Annotated in this window: 20 protein-coding genes; 8 read left to right on the forward strand and 12 right to left on the reverse strand. The window is 62.8% G+C overall.

Annotated elements, in window-relative coordinates:
• The first annotated feature begins 55 nt into the window (after positions 1–55).
• Positions 56–793, forward strand: coding sequence for a FadR/GntR family transcriptional regulator (locus tag AC070A_RS28475; protein ID WP_058322658.1), 738 nt, complete (start codon positions 56–58; stop codon positions 791–793).
• Between the two features lie 23 nt (positions 794–816).
• Here AC070A_RS28475 and AC070A_RS28480 read toward each other — a convergent pair whose 3' ends face one another.
• The 5 genes from AC070A_RS28480 to pcaD all read right to left on the reverse strand — a co-directional run bounded on the left by AC070A_RS28480 (position 817) and on the right by pcaD (position 4547).
• Complete coding sequence (locus tag AC070A_RS28480) at positions 817–1872, reverse strand: 3-carboxy-cis,cis-muconate cycloisomerase (protein ID WP_112995164.1); 1056 nt, start codon at positions 1870–1872, stop codon at positions 817–819.
• 89 nt (positions 1873–1961) lie between these two features.
• On the reverse strand, positions 1962–2576 hold the full coding sequence (pcaG, locus tag AC070A_RS28485; protein WP_058322596.1) for a protocatechuate 3,4-dioxygenase subunit alpha: 615 nt from the start codon (positions 2574–2576) through the stop codon (positions 1962–1964).
• Positions 2576–3325, reverse strand: coding sequence for a protocatechuate 3,4-dioxygenase subunit beta (pcaH, locus tag AC070A_RS28490; protein ID WP_112995163.1), 750 nt, complete (start codon positions 3323–3325; stop codon positions 2576–2578). The genes pcaG and pcaH overlap by 1 nt, the downstream gene beginning before the upstream one ends.
• A 12-nt stretch (positions 3326–3337) precedes the next feature.
• Positions 3338–3742, reverse strand: a complete 405-nt coding sequence (gene pcaC / locus AC070A_RS28495) for a 4-carboxymuconolactone decarboxylase (RefSeq protein WP_058328133.1) — start codon at positions 3740–3742, stop codon at positions 3338–3340.
• Positions 3735–4547 (reverse strand): 3-oxoadipate enol-lactonase, encoded by an 813-nt coding sequence (gene pcaD / locus AC070A_RS28500; protein WP_112995162.1) that lies wholly within the window; start codon positions 4545–4547, stop codon positions 3735–3737. Before pcaD ends, pcaC begins: the two co-directional genes overlap by 8 nt.
• A 94-nt stretch (positions 4548–4641) precedes the next feature.
• Here pcaD and pcaQ point away from each other — a divergent pair, with 94 nt between their 5' ends.
• Positions 4642–5568, forward strand: coding sequence for a pca operon transcription factor PcaQ (gene pcaQ, locus AC070A_RS28505; RefSeq protein WP_112995169.1), 927 nt, complete (start codon positions 4642–4644; stop codon positions 5566–5568).
• Positions 5569–5647: 79 nt separating this feature from the next.
• Complete coding sequence (locus AC070A_RS28510) at positions 5648–6169, forward strand: GNAT family N-acetyltransferase (RefSeq protein ID WP_112995161.1); 522 nt, start codon at positions 5648–5650, stop codon at positions 6167–6169.
• Between the two features lie 15 nt (positions 6170–6184).
• On the opposite strand, the gene pobA is transcribed toward AC070A_RS28510, so the two are convergent.
• Positions 6185–7357 carry a 4-hydroxybenzoate 3-monooxygenase gene (gene pobA, locus AC070A_RS28515; protein ID WP_112995160.1) on the reverse strand — a complete coding sequence of 391 codons (1173 nt, stop codon included), beginning with the start codon at positions 7355–7357 and terminating at the stop codon, positions 6185–6187.
• Between the two features lie 112 nt (positions 7358–7469).
• Here pobA and AC070A_RS28520 point away from each other — a divergent pair, with 112 nt between their 5' ends.
• A complete protein-coding gene (locus AC070A_RS28520; RefSeq protein WP_113737945.1) occupies positions 7470–8357 on the forward strand; it encodes a helix-turn-helix domain-containing protein in 888 nt (295 codons plus the stop codon).
• 29 nt (positions 8358–8386) lie between these two features.
• On the opposite strand, the gene vapC is transcribed toward AC070A_RS28520, so the two are convergent.
• Complete coding sequence (vapC, locus tag AC070A_RS28525; RefSeq protein ID WP_112995158.1) at positions 8387–8794, reverse strand: type II toxin-antitoxin system tRNA(fMet)-specific endonuclease VapC; 408 nt, start codon at positions 8792–8794, stop codon at positions 8387–8389.
• Positions 8794–9027 carry a type II toxin-antitoxin system VapB family antitoxin gene (vapB, locus tag AC070A_RS28530; protein WP_492383725.1) on the reverse strand — a complete coding sequence of 78 codons (234 nt, stop codon included), beginning with the start codon at positions 9025–9027 and terminating at the stop codon, positions 8794–8796. Before vapB ends, vapC begins: the two co-directional genes overlap by 1 nt.
• Before the next feature lie 249 nt (positions 9028–9276).
• Between vapB and AC070A_RS28535 the strand changes: the two genes are divergently transcribed.
• A complete protein-coding gene (locus AC070A_RS28535; protein ID WP_492383726.1) occupies positions 9277–10725 on the forward strand; it encodes an NCS1 family nucleobase:cation symporter-1 in 1449 nt (482 codons plus the stop codon).
• A gap of 49 nt (positions 10726–10774) precedes the next feature.
• Here AC070A_RS28535 and olsE read toward each other — a convergent pair whose 3' ends face one another.
• The 4 genes from olsE to AC070A_RS28555 form a co-directional block, all read right to left on the reverse strand.
• Positions 10775–11716: an ornithine lipid hydroxylase OlsE gene (olsE, locus tag AC070A_RS28540; protein ID WP_492383727.1), complete on the reverse strand. Its 942-nt coding sequence runs from the start codon at positions 11714–11716 to the stop codon at positions 10775–10777.
• Positions 11716–12027, reverse strand: a complete 312-nt coding sequence (locus AC070A_RS28545; protein ID WP_057251706.1) for a hypothetical protein — start codon at positions 12025–12027, stop codon at positions 11716–11718. Before AC070A_RS28545 ends, olsE begins: the two co-directional genes overlap by 1 nt.
• Positions 12028–12498: 471 nt before the next feature.
• Complete coding sequence (locus tag AC070A_RS28550) at positions 12499–13161, reverse strand: sulfite oxidase-like oxidoreductase (protein WP_492383728.1); 663 nt, start codon at positions 13159–13161, stop codon at positions 12499–12501.
• A gap of 89 nt (positions 13162–13250) precedes the next feature.
• Positions 13251–14006 (reverse strand): IclR family transcriptional regulator, encoded by a 756-nt coding sequence (locus AC070A_RS28555; protein ID WP_110879065.1) that lies wholly within the window; start codon positions 14004–14006, stop codon positions 13251–13253.
• Positions 14007–14182: 176 nt separating this feature from the next.
• Between AC070A_RS28555 and AC070A_RS28560 the strand changes: the two genes are divergently transcribed.
• From AC070A_RS28560 to pcaF, 3 genes are read left to right on the forward strand one after another with little or no spacing between them, the layout of a single operon-like run.
• Positions 14183–15043 (forward strand): CoA transferase subunit A, encoded by an 861-nt coding sequence (locus AC070A_RS28560; protein WP_112995153.1) that lies wholly within the window; start codon positions 14183–14185, stop codon positions 15041–15043.
• 10 nt (positions 15044–15053) lie between these two features.
• On the forward strand, positions 15054–15836 hold the full coding sequence (locus AC070A_RS28565) for a CoA-transferase subunit beta (RefSeq protein WP_113737943.1): 783 nt from the start codon (positions 15054–15056) through the stop codon (positions 15834–15836).
• Positions 15836–17041 (forward strand): 3-oxoadipyl-CoA thiolase, encoded by a 1206-nt coding sequence (gene pcaF / locus AC070A_RS28570; RefSeq protein WP_492383729.1) that lies wholly within the window; start codon positions 15836–15838, stop codon positions 17039–17041. The genes AC070A_RS28565 and pcaF overlap by 1 nt, the downstream gene beginning before the upstream one ends.
• Positions 17042–17104: the final 63 nt, after the last annotated feature.

A 17104-nucleotide genomic window follows, 5' to 3' on the forward strand; every position in this document is an offset into this window, starting at 1 on the left:
GATCGGCAATGGCGTATCCAGAAACTCACACCAAGTCCCAGAAACGGCCATGCCCATGAGCAACGTCACCGCCCCCGACAACACAACGCCACAAGGCAAGACGCTGGTGGCCAGGGTGACCGACGCACTTGGCGGACAGATCGCCGGCGGACACTATAAGCCGGGCGATCGCCTGCCATCGGAGGCGCAGCTTACCCAGGAGTTCGGCGTCAGCCGCACGGTCGTGCGCGAAGCGATCGCGGCCCTACGCTCCGGCGGGCTGGTCGAAGCGAGACACGGTATCGGCGTTTTCGTGCTGGAACCCACGCCAGTGGCTCCGCTGCCTTTCCATGGTGTCGATCTCGCGCGCGTCTCTTCGCTGATCGAAATGCTGGAACTCAGGACCGCCGTCGAAGGTGATGCCGCCGCCCTTGCCGCCCTGCGCCGCTCGCCGGCGCAGGAAGAAAAGATCGTCGAAGCCTTCGACAGCTTCTGTGCGAGTGCTGCCGAGGGTCGCCCCACGGCGGAAGCCGACTTCAATTTCCACCTGGCGATCGCCCAGGCGACCAACAATCCGCGGTTCAGCGAGTTCCTGCAGATGCTGGGCACCGCGCTTATTCCCCGCCGCGCGGTTTCCGAAAGCGGCGAGGAAACCGTGCTGGCGGCAGCGGAACTGTCGCGATTGATCTCGGAACACGAGGCCATTCTAATCGCGATCCAGGATGGCGACGAGGAACAGGCGCGCGGCGCCATGCGCCAGCACCTCAAGAACAGCCAAGTGCGCTATCGCTCGATGTTGCGCGCGGCCCGCTGAAGAACCGCGCGGCTGCCGCGGGCTCAGTCGCGGCCAAGCCGGCGTATGTTGCTCGCAAGCTCGGCCGCCAGGCGAAGTGCGGCCGCCGTCGCGCCGGCCATCTGCGGCATGATCAGCCATTCGAGCGTCCAGGCGGCACCAGACCGCTCCTGCTCGTGTATCAGCGCATGGTGCATGCCGGAGAGCTGGGTCGCGTTGAACCGCGCCAAGGACACCAGAACCTCCGCCGCTACGGGGTTCTGCTTGTGCGCCATCGCCGAGGAACCACCGCCGCCGGCAAGCTCGATCTCATCGCCTTGCTGCGCCATCAGCGCGACATCCTGACCGAATTTGCCGAGGCTGCCGGTCACCAGCGACAGCGCGCTGGCAAAATCCGCAACCTCCGAGCGCTGGCTGTGCCACTGCGGAAAATCGGCAAGGCCGAGCTCTTCGGCAAGCGTGGCGCGCACTTCGTCGGCTCGATCGTCAAGTTTATCGAGCGTCCCCGCGGCGCCGCCGAACTGCACGGCGAAGAGATCACGGTGCATCGCCTCGAGCCGATCCATATGATCGAGCAGCGGCTCGATCCAGCTGCGCAACCGATCGGATACGGTGATCGGGATTGCCGCCTGCATGCGGGTACGCCCCATCAGCGCGCGATCCCCCCATTCGCTGTCGCATTCTTCGAGCACCGAGACGACATTGCCGAGGCGCACGGCGAAAAGCTGGGCGACCGCCTTCATCCGCAACATCAGGCTGGTGTCGATCACATCCTGGCTGGTGGCGCCGAAATGCACGTATTCCGCCGCCTCGCCACCGACGGCGGCGCGCAATTGCCGGACGAGTTCCGGCACGACCACGCCATCCACCGCCATGACCCGCTTCAGTGCGATGACATCGGGCGAAAAGGCGCGACAGGCCTCGGTGATGCGGTCCGCAGCGCTCGCTGGGATGATGCCGTGCACGGCTTCCGCCCGCGCAAGCGCCGCCTCGAAGGCGAGCATCGCATGGATGTCGGCGGAGGCCGAAAACTCGGCGGCAACCGCCTCATCACCCAGAAGCCCGGAGAGATAAGGATGGTCGAAGGCGGAATAGGTCATGGGTTCCCCGTTTCTGCTTGCCGAACGAAATGCCACCTGCTGCATGGGGGTATCAATCACCGCTCCATGTCCAGGCGTGACATTCCTGTTCAGATGTCGAGGAAGACCGTTTCCTTCTCACCCTGCAGGTGAATGTCAAAAACATAATTAGGCGCCGCTCCCGTCGCGACAAGCGTCGCGACGCGATGACGATGTTCAATCCGCGCAAGCAGCGGATCGGCGGCGTTGGCTTCCGCCTCGTCCGGAAAATACATGCGCGTCTGCAGGCCGACATTGATGCCACGCGCCACGATCCAGAAGCTGATATGCGGCGCCATCTTCCGGTCACGGCTGTAAGGCACGACCCCGGGCTTCACCGTTTCGAACGTGAAGACACCATCCTCGGCACCGGTCGCACAACGCCCCCAACCGGAGAAGTTCGGGTCGGCGGAGCCACGAATTTCGGTCGGCGAATTGTAGAGCCCGGCAGCATCCGCCTGCCAGATCTCAACGAGCGCGTCCCTGAGCGGCACGCCGGCGCCGTCGATCACACGGCCAGTAATGGTAATGCGCTGCCCTTTCGTCTGCTCATTCACCATGCACGATCCGAGGTCGGCTTGATAAACGCCGCCGATCCCGCAGAAGTTTGGCGTTAGTCCGATGTGCACGTAAGGGCCGGCCGTCTGCGACGGCGTTTCCTTGAGATAGTTCAACTGCTGCACCATCAGTTGCCCTCCAGCCGGTTCTCGAAAAGGGTCGAGCGGCGACCGCGCAGTACGATGTCGAATTTGTAGGCGCGCGCATCAAATGGGATCGTGTTTGCCCAGTCGAGCGGCGCGATCAGTTGCTCGATCGCCTGGCGATCCGGGATCGTGTTGACGATCGGACACTTCCAGATCATCGGATCACCCTCGAAATACATCTGGGTGATCAGGCGCTGTGCAAATCCGTGGCCGAAGACCGAGAAATGGATGTGGGCTGGCCGCCAGTCGTTGACGCCGTTCGGCCAGGGATAGGGGCCGGGCTTGATCGTGCGGAAAGCATAGAACCCCTCGTCGTCAGTGATCGTGCGGCCGCAACCGCCGAAATTCGGGTCGAGCGGCGCGAGGTAGCTTTCCTTCTTATGGCGGTAGCGGCCGCCGGCATTGGCCTGCCAGAATTCGAGCAGCGCGCCCGGCACGGCGCGGCCGCGCTCGTCGAGCACCCGCCCATGCACGATGATGCGCTCGCCAATGGCGCTTTCGCCTGCCCGCGCGAAATTGTGGATCAGGTCGTTGTCGAGGTCACCGATGACAGAATGGCCAAAGACAGGGCCGGTGATTTCCGAGATCGTGCCGTCGAGCGACAACAATGCCTTCTGTGGTGAGCGCAGCACCGAGGTCTTGTAGCCCGGCGTCAGCGCCGGCGCATGCCATTGCCGGTCGCGGGGGAAAAAGGCACCCGTCTCCGGCTTTCCGTTCGTTCTGTCGGTCATCATCTTCCCCCGTCAGGCAGCCTTGCCGGCATCGATCTCGGCAAAGACCTGCTTGGCGATCTTGATCGCGTGATTGGCCGCCGGCACGCCGGCATAGATCGCCACATGCAGCAGCGCCTCGCAGATATCGTCGCGGCTGGCGCCTGTGTTGACGGTCGCGCGCACATGCATGGCCACCTCGTCATCCTGACCAAGGGCTGCGAGCAGCGCGATCGTCACAATCGAACGCTCCCGCTTCGTCCAGGTCGGCCGCGACCAGACGTGGCCCCAAGCGGCCTCAGTGATCAGCTCCTGAAACGGGCGATCGAAATCGGTGGAAGCCGACTGGGTCCGGTCCACATGATTATCGCCCAGAACGGCCCGGCGCGTGGCCATGCCCTGGCGATAACGGTCCGAGGGCGTGAAGGCGTCACTCATGCGGCTTGTCTCCATGCATTGCGATTTCGAAGAAGGCGCGAAGCACCGCGGTCAAAACCTCCGGGTTTTCGACGCAGGGGATGTGGCCGGCGTCGCGGATGACTTCGTAGCGCGCGCCGGGAATGAGGCGGGCGGTCGCAAGCACGACATCGGGCGGCGTCGAACCGTCCTGGTCGCCGACCACGCAGAGTGTGGGCACCACAATGCGGGCGGCCGCCTCGGTATAGTCGGCATCGCGGATGGCCGCGCAGGTTGCGATGTATCCGGTCACCGGCTGGCGCACCAGCATGTTGCGATAGCCGGCATAGGCGGTGTTTTCCGGCCGGCGGAAGGCTGGCGTGAACCAGCGCTCAAGCACGCCATCGGCGATCCCCTCGATACCATGTTCCTCGATGGCAGCGATGCGTGCCGCCCACATTTCAGCCGTGCCGATCTTGTGCGCCGTGTCGCAAAGAACCAGCGCACGCACGAGATCGGGCCGCCGCTGGTAGAGCGACTGTGCGATCAACCCGCCGACCGACAGACCGCAGATGATTGCCTGCTTGACCGAAAGCATGTCGAGCAGACCGGCCAGGTCGTTGGCGTGATCCTCGATCGCGTAAGGGATCGGCCCGATATCGGAGAGGCCATGGCCGCGCTTGTCATAGAGGACGATGGCATAGTCGCCGGCGAGCCGGACGACGACGTCGCGCCAGATGCGAAAATCCGTGCCGAGCGAATTGGCAAAAACCAGCACCGGCCGGTCGCCGGTCGCGCCGATCACCTGATAGTGGATCGTGATGTCGTTGATGCGGGCAAACTGCACGGGCTCTCTCCTCCGACACCAAAATTGGATATTTAATCTGGTTAGGTAAAATGATATTTCATGGCATTTCATTAACTTGAGGGTTATGAATTCCATGGTCGACGCCCGGGTTAAGTTTCGCCATCTGCAGACTTTTGTCGAGGTCTCCCGGCAGAAGAGCGTGATGAAGGCGGCGGAGCTGCTGCATGTCAGCCAGCCGGCCGTGACCAAGACGATCCGCGAGCTGGAAGAGGTGCTTGGCGTCGCGGTTTTCGAGCGCGACGGGCGCGGCATCAAGATAACACGTTACGGCGAGGTCTTCCTGCGCCACGCTGGCGCAGCGCTGACGGCGCTGCGGCAAGGGCTCGATTCCGTGTCGCAGGAACGCGCCGGCGACGGTGTACCGGTCAGGGTCGGAGCGCTGCCGACAGTGTCGACCCGGATCATGCCGCACGCCATGACGCTTTTCCTCAAGGAGGATACCGGCGCGCGCATCAAGATCGTCACCGGCGAAAACGCAGTTCTCCTCGAACAGCTGCGCGTCGGCGATCTCGATCTGGTCGTCGGGCGGCTTGCGGCACCGGAGAAGATGGCTGGCTTCTCCTTCGAGCACCTCTATTCCGAACAGGTTGTCTTTGCCGTCCGGGCCGGCCATCCGCTGCTTGCGGGCTCGCATTCCACGTTTGCGCGGCTCGCAGATTTCCCTGTACTGATGCCGACGCGCGCCTCGATCATCCGCCCCTTCGTCGAGCGTTTCCTGATCACCAACGGCATCGCCAGCCTGCCGAACCAGATCGAGACCGTGTCCGATGCCTTCGGCCGTGCCTTCGTCCGGGCGAGCGACGCGATCTGGATCATCTCCGCCGGCGTCGTCGCCAGCGACGTCGACGACGGAACGATCGCGATCCTACCGATCGACACCAGCGAGACGAGGGGCCCCGTCGGCCTTACCATGCGCGCCGACGCGGCACCGTCACTGGCTCTCTCGATCCTGATGCAGACCATTCGCGAGGCAGCGACCATCGTCGCCACCAAACTCTGAGGGCGCATGCCGGGAATTCGCGGCTTTACAAGCCCCGGCCAGCGACCGAGATTGCGGGTTCCGACAGACTGGTGATCCCATGCCAACCGCTCCCCTCCTCGTTGAAGCCTTTTCCCAAAAGCACATTCCCGAAATGCTCGACTGGTTTTCGAACCTCGAAGCGCTAGTGCAATGGGGCGGCCCCGGCCTCTCGTTTCCACTGGAGGCCGCACAGCTCGAGGCGATGCTCGCAGAGACAACGGCTGTCGAGCCCGCGCGCTCCATGTTCGCCGGCCTGGTCGACGGCAAGCTCGCCGGCCATGCGCAGGTGGCGCTCGATTGGCAGAACGGCGTCGGCCGCCTCAGCCGGGTTGCCATTAATCCGCGCATGCGCGGCCGCGGCCTCGCCCGGCCGTTTCTCCGTGAGGTGACCGAGCGCTTCTTCGCCGATCCCGCCTTCGAGCGGCTGGAGCTCAACGTCTACACCTTCAACGAGGCGGCGATCCGCACCTACCGCAGCCTCGGCTTTCGCGAGGAAGGTGTGCGCCGGTCGTCGGCCAAGGTCGGTGACGTCAGATGGGACACGGCGATCTACGGCCTGCTCCGGAATGAATGTAACTGACCGCGCGGCGAAGCGTCAGAACGGCAGCCCGACATAGTTCTCCGCCAGCGCCGTCTCGGCGGCGACCGAATGGGTCAGGTAGTCGAGTTCGGCCTCCTGGATGCGCTGGTCGAAATCGCCGGTATCCGGGAAACGATGCAGCATCGTCGTCATCCACCAGGAGAAACGCACCGCCTTCCAGACACGCGCAAGCGCCCGTGCCGAATAGGCATCGACGCCGGCATTCGAGCGATCCTGATAGTGTTCAAGCAGTCCCTCGAAGAGATAGTGCACGTCGCTGGCGGCAAGATTCAGCCCTTTCGCCCCGGTTGGCGGCACGATGTGGGCGGCATCGCCGACCAGGAACAAGCGACCGAAGCGCATCGGCTCGGCGACGAAGGATCGGAGCGGCGCGATCGACTTCTCGAAGGACGGTCCGGTCACCATCGCCTCGGCATGATGCTGCGGCAGCCGCCGGCGCAGCTCGTCCCAGAAGCGCTCGTCGGACCAGTCCTCGATCTTTTCGTTCAGCGAGCATTGAATGTAGTAGCGGCTGCGCGTCTGAGAGCGCATCGAGCACAGTGCGAAACCACGCGGATGGTTGGCGTAGATGAGTTCGTGATCGACCGGCGGCACGTCGGCCAGGATGCCGAGCCAGCCGAAAGGATAGACCTTTTCGAAGGTGTGCAGGGCCTTTTCGGGAACTGACTTGCGGCTGACACCGTGAAAGCCGTCGCAGCCGGCGATGAAGTCGCAATCGATACGCCGGGTCGCACCATCCTTCTCAAAGGTGACGTAGGGTTGATGGCTGTCGAAATCATGCGGTTCGACATTGGCAGCTTCATAGATCGTCGTCGCCCCGGAGTGCTCGCGATGCTCCATCAGATCGCGCGTCAGTTCCGTCTGGCCGTAGACCATGACGCGCTTGCCGCCGGTCAGATGCAACAGATCGATGCGGTGGTCGCGGCCGTCGAAGGCAAGCGAGAAACCGTCATGCGGCAGCCCCTCCTTGTGCATCCGCGCGCCGGCCCTGGCGCGATCCATCAATCCGACCGTGCCTTCCTCAAGCACGCCGGCGCGCACGCGGCCAAGGATGTAATCCTTGCCGACGCGGTCGAGGATGACGTTGTCGATGCCGGCTTCCGTCAGCAATTGCCCAAGCAAGAGCCCTGATGGGCCTGACCCGATGATGACGACCTTGGTGCGCATGCTCTCCTCCAGAATTGTCTTTTGACAAAATCTGCGCCGAGCGGGCTTCGCTCTCAATGGACAAATCCGCCATGAAATTGCACAAATCGAACATGACTTCAGGGAACGTGATATGAAGAAGACGGTTCCGACCTATGAGCTTTACGGCGAACGGACCGGCGAACGGCCGGATTTCTGGCTGCATTGCGAGACTATTCCGTCACGAAGCAGCCTCTACCACTGGGAGATCGGGCTGCACCGCCACGAAAGCTTCTTTCAGATCTTGTACATTGCCGGCGGCTCCGGCGACGCGGTCTTTGGCAACGCGGTGCACACGATCGAGCCGCCTATGGTTATCACCGTTCCGCCAGCCCTCAGCCACGGCTTCCGCTTCTCGCGCGACATCGACGGCTTCGTCTTCACCATCCTGGCGTCGCATCTGAAGACAACTCCCGGGGAACGCAATCGTCTCGGCTCCTTTCTTGCGACCCCGCATCTGACCCGGCTCGATGGCCGCGAGGATGCGGCCTATGTCGCAGCAACCCTCACGCGTCTGGCCAGGGAATGGGAAACCAACCGCAGCAATCGCACCGACCTGTTGGATGCCTACCTTACCTCCGTGCTGACGCTGGCGGCACGTCTCGACGAGGCAAGCGACAGCCGAGACGATACAGCCGATAGCGAAAACGAACAGCGGGTCCAGCGCTTCCAGGCTCTTTTGCAGCAGCACCACCGCTCGCATCGGCCGGCCGCCGCCTATGCCCGCGAACTCGGCCTGTCGCTGACGCATCTGAACCGGATAACGCGTATCATCATGGGGCTCAGCGCCCACGAGATGATCTCGCGAAAGCTCATCGGCGAAGCGAGGCGCGAACTCGTTTTCACCAGGGCCAGCGTGCAGGAAATCAGCTTCCGCCTCGGCTTTGCCGATCCCGCCTACTTCTCCCGCTTCTTCCTGCGCCAGACGGGCATGACACCGCGCGCCTGGCGCATGGCTGAGCGGGAAAGGCTCGGCGCATAGAAGCTCCGCCGACGCAATAGACGCTGGGATTAAGGAGCGGTCGTCCAATCCTCGACCCGGAGACCGGGCACACGATCGAATTCCGGCCTGTTGTTTGTCACCAGTATCAGGCCCTGCGATCGCGCGTGACCGGCAATCAATTGATCGTAAGGGCCTATCGGCGTCCCACTGCGCGCGAGTTCGGCGCGCAACTGGCCTGTATGGGTCGCTGCTGCCTGATCGTAGTTGAGAACCTCAAGACGCGCAGAAAAGCCTTCTATGACGGAAAGGTTGCGCTCGGGCATGGCGGATCTTTCCGCGCCATAGATCAACTCCATGAGACTGATCGAGCTGATGCATAGTTGACCGTGGTGCCTGTTGAACGCCTCGCGAACCTGCTGTGGCCGGTTCTTCAGCGTAAAAATACAGATATTGGTGTCGAGCATATATTTCAGCATCAGAGAGCCTCGCGCTCCTGTGGCGCCGACTGCTCTCTCTCTGTCATGAAATCGGTCGTTACGGACTCGCCATCGAACCAACTGCCCCAGGCTTCGCCTGCGGGCGCAATGATCCGCGTTCGCCCCACCGCGACGATATCGACGCGTTTGACATCCTCTGGAAGTGCGACGGCCTTCGGCAGCCGGATCGCCTGACTACGATTGCTGAGGAAAACAGCGCCTTGCTCCGACATCTCCATCTCCGGGATATGCTTTACGTATATCCAAGATGGTATCGGTTGCGGGATATGTCAACGGGATATACAAAATCACTCGCAGCGATAGCATCTTCATCGACGTTGGCAGGGGCCGCGTGGCCCACCGCTGGTCGCCATAGGCCCGCTCGCCTTCCCACGGTCAAAAAGATTTTTGCAACGACTCAAAACAGGAGCAGAATCAATACTCGGGTCCGAGGGGGACCCGGAGGATATACGGAGGAAGACATGGCAGTACGCGATCCGTCGCCCTCGCTATATAACGAGGATCTGGCACCGGCCGAGGAACGCCGGTGGGGCGCTTTCAGCATCTTCAATGTGTGGACATCCGACGTGCATAGCCTGTGGGGCTATTATCTCGCCGCGAGCCTGTTTCTGCTCTGCGGCAGCTTCGTGAACTTCGTCATCGCGATCGGCATCGGATCGCTGGTGATCTTCTTCCTGATGAGCCTCGTCGGCAATGCGGGCGTGCGCACCGGCGTGCCCTTCCCCGTGCTCGCGCGCGCCTCCTTCGGCACGTTCGGCGCCAACGTCCCAGCACTCGTACGCGCGGTCGTCGCCTGCTTCTGGTACGGCGCACAGACGGCCGCCGCGTCCGGCGCAATCGTCGCCCTTCTCATCCGCAACGAAGGCATGCTGGCCTTCCACCAGAACAGCCACATGCTCGGCCATTCGACGCTTGAGGTCATCTGCTACGTCGTCGTCTGGTCGCTGCAGCTGCTGATCATCCAGCGCGGCATGGAGACCGTTCGCAAATTCCAGGACTGGGCAGGCCCTGCGGTCTGGGTCATGATGCTGATCCTCGCCGTCTACCTCGTCGTCAAATCGGGAACCTTCTCCTTCGGCTCGGAAATCCCGCGCGACGTCCTCATCGAGAAGACCAAGGACGCGGGCGTTCCCTGGGAACCAGGCACCTTCCCGGCACTCGCGGCGGTCGCTGCCACCTGGATCACCTATTTCGCCGCGCTCTACCTGAACTTCTGCGACTTCTCGCGCTACGCGACGGATGTAAAGACGCTGCGCAAGGGCAATCTCTGGGGCCTGCCGATCAACCTGCTCGCCTTCTGCCTGGTCGCCGGCGTGACGACGACGGCGGCCTTTGCCGTCTATGGCGAAGTGCTGCTGCATCCGGACCAGATTTCGGCGAAGTTCGACAGCTGGTTCCTGGCTCTGCTCGCAGCGCTCACCTTTGCGGTCGCGACCCTCGGCATCAACGTCGTGGCAAACTTCGTGTCCCCGGCCTTTGACTTCGCCAATGTCTTCCCGCGGCAGATCAACTTCAAACGCGGCGGCTACATCGCCGCCCTGATTGCCCTCATCCTTTATCCCTTCGCGCCGTGGGAAACGGGTGCGGCACATTTCGTCAACTTCATCGGCTCGACGATGGGGCCGATCTTCGGGGTGATGATGGTTGATTATTATCTCATCCGCAGGGGCCAGCTCGATATCGAGGCGCTTTACCACGAGAATGGCGAATTCCGCTTCCAGGGCGGATGGCACGGCAGCGCCTTCATCGCCTTTGCGATTGGGGCGCTGTTTTCGTCGATCCTGCCGACGTTCACGAACATCCTGCCGGCCTGGTGGGGAACCTACGGCTGGTTTTTCGGCGTCGCGATCGGTGGGGCGATCTACTACGTCTTAAGGATCGGCGCACGCAAACCGGCCTTTGCCTCCTAGTCGTTCAATGCCGTACCCGGTAGGACGATCGGGTACGGCATCCGCGCCATCACGAGCCTCGGCTTGGGCGGCCGAGAATTTGGCGGACACCTTCTTTGGTGAAGGGCTGAGCCAGTTGCTTTAGAAATCCCGGTGCGATCTGTCCCTTGATGCCGATATCGATCGAGGATGGACGGTTGGGGTTGTAGTAGGTCCTGAAGATCAAATCCCAGATCACGACGTTTTCGCCGTAGTTCATGTTGCCTTCGCGAAGGTCCTTCGAATGATGCCAGCGGTGAAGGCGCGGCGTGCTGAAGACGAAATCGAAAATGCCGGTGCGCATATCGACGTTGCAATGGGTGAGGATGCCCATGAAGGCCGTAACCGCCCCAAGCCACCAGAAAACGTGGAGCGGCGCACCGAGGCAATAGAGCGGGATCTGGCTCATCGCGAGCTTGAAGAGCGAATCGGCAACATGGAAGCGGCCGGTATTGATGACCCACAGCCGGACGACACTGTGGTGCAGGGCGTGGAAGCGCCAGAAGAACAGTTTTTCATGGGCAATGCGGTGCGCCCAGTAGAGTCCCAGTTCGGCAATCACCACTGCCAACGCCACCTGAACCACCATCGGCCAATCCGAGGGCCACAATCCAAACTTCAGCGCGGCAAGCGGCTGCAGGATGTTGGCGGCATACATGGGGAAGACGGCGGCGACCAAGCCTGCCAGTTGCAGCAACCCCTTCGTCGCCAGCGTATACCCGATGTCGTTTACCGTCTCGCCATCCGACAACAACCAGCGTCGCTCGTAGGGGATGTAGCGTTCGAGAAGGAACAGGACAAAGACCGCGGCGGCATAGACCGTCGCGAAGGCGATCATCGGGTGGGTGCTTGCGAAGGCAAAATAAGAACCCAACAGTCCAGAGAAGAACACCAAAGGCCAGGACAGATATCGCAGTATTCGCTTTAGCAGATACCTGGCCTTCGAAAGGGCGCAGCTGCGCTCTGAAATCATCAATTACGCTCCATCCATTCCAGCAACTCGCGGCATGTGCGCGGGCGGCCATCGCTGACGCGCCCGTCCGAACATGCATCCAGGCTAAGGTCCGGATCCGGCCAATCGCCCCACCTCGTGCCGCCGTACATGCGCCTGATCTCGGCACAAGTGCGCGGCTTTCCGTCACTTAGCCGACCATCACGACAGGGATCGTACAGGTGCTGTGCTGTGCGTTGCGGATCGTCCGCAATCCACAGCCCTTTGTCGTCGGCATGCCCCGAACCCGCGCCGAACAGCATCATCCACATCGGCAAGACGACCAACCGCATCGACAACCGTCCTTGTTTGAAAACGTTATTGCCGAACTTTGGGGGGAGCGGATTACACGAGCATTGCGGGAAGCCGCAGGATGCAACCTGGTGCGTCCCGAAGCAACCTTTCATTGATTGACGGCAGATGCCCGGGGCTCGGAGCACGCGCGCGCCCTGCTGGCGTCTGGATCGAACAGCGGCTCGTCGTCCTCACCTTGCTTCGCGGGTCCGAAGGCGCGCGTTATGCCCACGTCAGAGGCTTGACGGCCCGCGCGATGACCCCGAAACACAGAGCGAGGCTGCGCTGTCGCCGCTGATGCCCTTCGTGCTGGAGCGCACCTTTACTCGAACCATCGACACCATTGCCGACACGCTCGGCCAATATGGGGACGGGCCATCCATTCAGGCGGCGATCGACCTCGTCGGGCGCTACCAGCTGGCAGGGCTCCTCATGGCTCCCAAGCATCGAGGTCAGGGTGGGCCACGCTCTCAGTCGTCCGAATAGCGCTCCTCGCGCCACGGGTCGCCGCGCATGTGATAGCCGTTCTTCTCCCAGAACCCGGCGGCATCACCGGCACGAAAATCAATCCGCGTGAGCCATTTGGCGCTCTTCCACAGATAGAGATGCGGAACGACGAGCCGCATCGGTCCGCCATGGGTGCGGCTGATCGGCTGCCCCTCCCAGTCCGTCGCGAGGATCGCATCCTCGGACGCGAAGTCTTCAAGCGGCAGGTTGGTGGTGTAGCCGTCATAGCTCGTCAGCATGACGTGGCTCGCCTCGGGCTTCGGCATCACATGATCCAGCAGGTCGCGGGTCGCGACACCCTGCCAGCGGTTGTCATAGCGCGACCAGGTGGTGACGCAGTGCATGTCCGAGAGCCTTTCGCTTTGCGGCAGCGCCTTGAAGGCGGGCCAGCCGAGCGACAAAGGATGCTCGACAAGGCCGGTAACATCGAGCCGCCAGCTTTCCGTCCGAATGATCGGCTGTTGGCCGAGGTCGAGCACCGGCCAATCCCTGACCAGGTGCTGGCCGGGCGGCAGGCGTTCGTCTTCCGGCCGAGCGATCCGTCCGGTCAGGAACTTGCCGTCTGCGGCCCAGCGTCGCTTCGTCGTCGTGAGTTTGGTTTCCGGCGGATGCGTGTCGTCGGTCATGAATCTTTACTCCCCGGCCCGAATTCACTCGCCAAGCGGAAATAAGAAGGGCGCTGCTGCAGAACGTCAAGCGCAGGGGCGCGAAGTTGCTATCTCAGGACCAAGCGCAAGGCAGCTTGCGTTTCCTTGAGCAGCGGCAGGTAACGCTCCACCATCTCCGCTGCGGCTACGTGCGCGGCCGGCGCACCGATGTTCAGCGCCGCAACGATCCGGCCGCGGTCGTTCTCGAGCGGGACGGCGATGGAGCAGAGGCCAAGTTCCAGTTCCTGATCGATGAGGGCATAGCCCTGATCGCGCACCCGACGAAGCTCAGCGATCAAGTCCTCCGGATCGGTTTTCGTATGGGGCGTGTTCGCCTTCAGGTTCGAGCGCGCCAGGATCTCGCGCGCCTCGTGCTCCGGCAGTGCCGCGAGCCACACGCGCCCCATCGACGCGCAATAGGCCGGCAGACGCGAACCGGTCGTCAGGTTGATCGACATCACCCGCTTTTGCGAGGCCCGGGCAATATAGACGATTTCGGTACCATCGAGCACCGAGGCCGAAGCGCTCTGTCCGGCGCGGTCCGAAAGCTGGTCGAGATAGGGCTGTATGATTGTCGGGAGCGGCGTCGCCGAGAGATAGGCATGGCCCAACCGCAGGATCTTTGGTGTCAGCGCGAAGAACTTGCCGTCGTAGTCGGCATAACCGAGCTCGGAGAGCGTCAGAAGCGACCGTCTGACGGTCGCCCGGTCGAGGCCCGTGATCTTCGACGCCTCGGCGATCGACAGCTTCGGACGTGTTTCGTCGAAGGCTTCGATCACCGTCAGCCCCCGTGCAAAGCCGCTGACGAAATCCGTCTCTCGCATCTGTCATCCCTCGGTTTATCCGTCGCATTTTGTGCGATATACGAACAAAAGTCAAATATCGCACAAAATATTTGACGGTTTGGTTCGATCGGCGCTTATTGGCATGCGGAAGAGAGCAAGCCGCCCCGCCGCCCGACAGGCCGCAGGCGCAACAAACAGCAACGAAGAGAGGAAACATGGCGAAGATCGTTTCGCTCGCCGAGGCCGTCGGCGACAATGTCAGGGATGGCGACACCGTCGCCATGGAAGGCTTCACCCATCTGATCCCCTATGCCGCGGGCCATGAGGTGATCCGCCAGGGCCGCAAGGACCTCTATCTCGTGCGCATGACGCCCGACATTCTCTACGACCAGCTGATCGGCGTGGGCGCGGCGCGCGGCATGAAATTTTCCTGGGGCGGCAATCCCGGCGTCGGCTCGCTGCACCGCTTCCGCGACGCGGTCGAAAACCAGTGGCCGCGGCCGCTGGAGATAGAGGAACACTCCCATGCGGCCATGGCCAACGCCTATGAGGCGGGTGCTGCCAACCTGCCCTTCGCGACGCTGCGCGGTTACATCGGCGCGGACCTGCCGAAAGTGAACCCCAACATCAAGTCGGTCACCTGCCCCTTCACCGGCGAAGTGCTTGCCGCCGTGCCTGCAATCCGCCCTGACGTCACGATCATCCACGCGCAGCGTGCCGACAAGAAAGGCAATGTGCTGATCGATGGCATCGTCGGCGTGCAGAAGGAAGCCGTTCTCGCTGCCAAGCGCTCGATCGTCACGGTCGAAGAGATCGTCGACGAACTGAACCCGCCGTCTCCGAATTCGCTCGTTCTGCCAAGTTGGGCGGTTACATCTGTTGCCCAAGTTCCGGGCGGCGCCTTCCCATCCTATGCGCACGGCTACTACTCGCGCTCCAACGCCTTCTACATCGGCTGGGACGAGATTGCCCGCGACCGCGACAGCTTCACCGCCTGGATCAAGGAAAACGTTCTAAGCGCCAAGCCGGAAGACTTCGCCAAACACGCCGGCAACAAATCGGCAAAAGCGGCCTGAGGAGGATAGGATGAGCGACTTCACCCCCACCGAAATGATGACCATCGCCGCCGCGCGGGCGCTCTCCAACGACGATGTCTGCTTCGTCGGCATCGGCGCGCCCTCGGCCGCCTGCAATGTCGCGCGGCTGACGCATGCGCCGGATATCACCTTGATCTACGAGAGCGGCACGGTCGGAACCAAGCCGGATGTGCTGCCGCTTTCGATCGGCGACGGCGAACTCTGTGACACGGCCCTCTTCACTGTCTCGGTGCCTGAGATGTTCCGCTACTGGCTGCAGGGCGGCCGCATCACCACCGGCTTCCTCGGCGGCGCCCAGATCGACAGGTTCGCCAACCTCAACACCACCGTCGTCGGCCCCTATCACCATCCGAAGGTTCGGCTGCCCGGCGGCGGCGGCGCTCCGGAGATCGCTTCCAATTGCGGCCGCATCTTCATCACCATGGCATTATCGAAGCGCGGCTTCGTCGAGAAGCTGCCGTTCATCACCTCCATGGGCCATGGCGAGGGCGGCAATCACCGCGAGCGGCTCGGCATGAAGACCAAGGGGCCGACCCGCGTCATCACCGATCTCTGCATCCTGGAACCGGATCCCGAGACGAAAGAACTGACGGTCGTTTCGATCCACCCGGGCGTGACACGCGAGCAGATCGTCGAGAACTGCGGCTGGGCGATCAAGTTCGCCGAGCATGTGATCGAGACGCCAGCGCCGACGGAACTGGAATTGACAACCCTTCGCGACATCAATGCCCGCACCAAGAAGGCGCATCAGGGCGACAAGGAGGCTGCGTAATGGCCGAGGCTTTCATCTGCGACTACATCCGCACCCCGATCGGCCGCTTCGGCGGTTCACTCTCCTCGGTGCGAGCCGACGACCTCGGCGCGATCCCGCTCAAGGCACTCCTCGAACGCAACACCGATGTCGACTGGGACGCGGTCGATGACGTGATCTTTGGCTGCGCCAACCAGGCGGGCGAGGACAACCGCAACGTCGCGCGCATGTCGTTGCTTCTGGCTGGCCTGCCGGTCGGCGTGTCCGGCACGACGATCAACCGGCTCTGCGGTTCCGGCATGGATGCGGTGATCGCTGCGGCGCGGGCGATCAAATCCGGCGAAGCCGAGTTGATGATCGCTGGCGGTGTCGAGAGCATGTCGCGCGCACCCTTCGTCATGCCGAAGGCGGATACCGCCTTCTCGCGCAACGCCGAGATCTACGACACGACGATCGGCTGGCGTTTCGTCAATCCTCTCATGAAGAAGCAGTACGGCGTCGACTCCATGCCCGAGACCGGCGAGAACGTCGCGGCGGATTTTCACGTTAGCCGCGAAGACCAGGACGCCTTTGCCGTCCGCAGCCAGGCGAAGGCTGCTGCAGCTCAAGGCAATGGCCGGCTGGCAAAGGAGATCGTCTCGGTGACGATCCCGCAGCGCAAGGGCGAGCCTGTGATTGTCGATCGCGACGAGCACCCGCGCGCAACGACGATGGAGGCGCTCGCCAAGCTCGGCACGCCCTTCAAGAAGGAAGGCGGTACGGTGACGGCCGGCAACGCCTCCGGCGTCAACGATGGCGCGACCGCCCTGATCATCGCGTCGGAAGCAGCAGTAAAGAAATATGGGCTGCGACCGATCGCCCGCATTCTGGGCGGCGCGACCGCTGGCGTTCCGCCGCGCATCATGGGCATGGGCCCGGCCCCCGCATCGAAGAAGCTGATGGCGCGCCTCGGCCTCAAGCAGTCGCAGTTCGACGTCATCGAACTCAACGAGGCCTTTGCCTCGCAGGGGCTCGCTGTCCTGCGCGATCTCGGCATCGCCGACGACGATGCGCGCGTCAATCGCAACGGCGGCGCCATCGCACTCGGCCATCCGCTCGGCATGTCCGGCGCGCGCATCACCGGCACGGCGGCCTTGGAGCTGCACGAAACCGGCGGGCGCTATTCGCTGTCCACCATGTGCATAGGTGTCGGCCAGGGCATCGCGGTGGCATTGGAGCGCGTCTAGCCGCCGCGCCAAGCTGCGACGTGGGACCCCGGCTGGGCGAATTAGACTGGCCGAGCTCGGCCT

The organism is Ensifer sp. GW101-20A05, assembly GCF_059424735.1.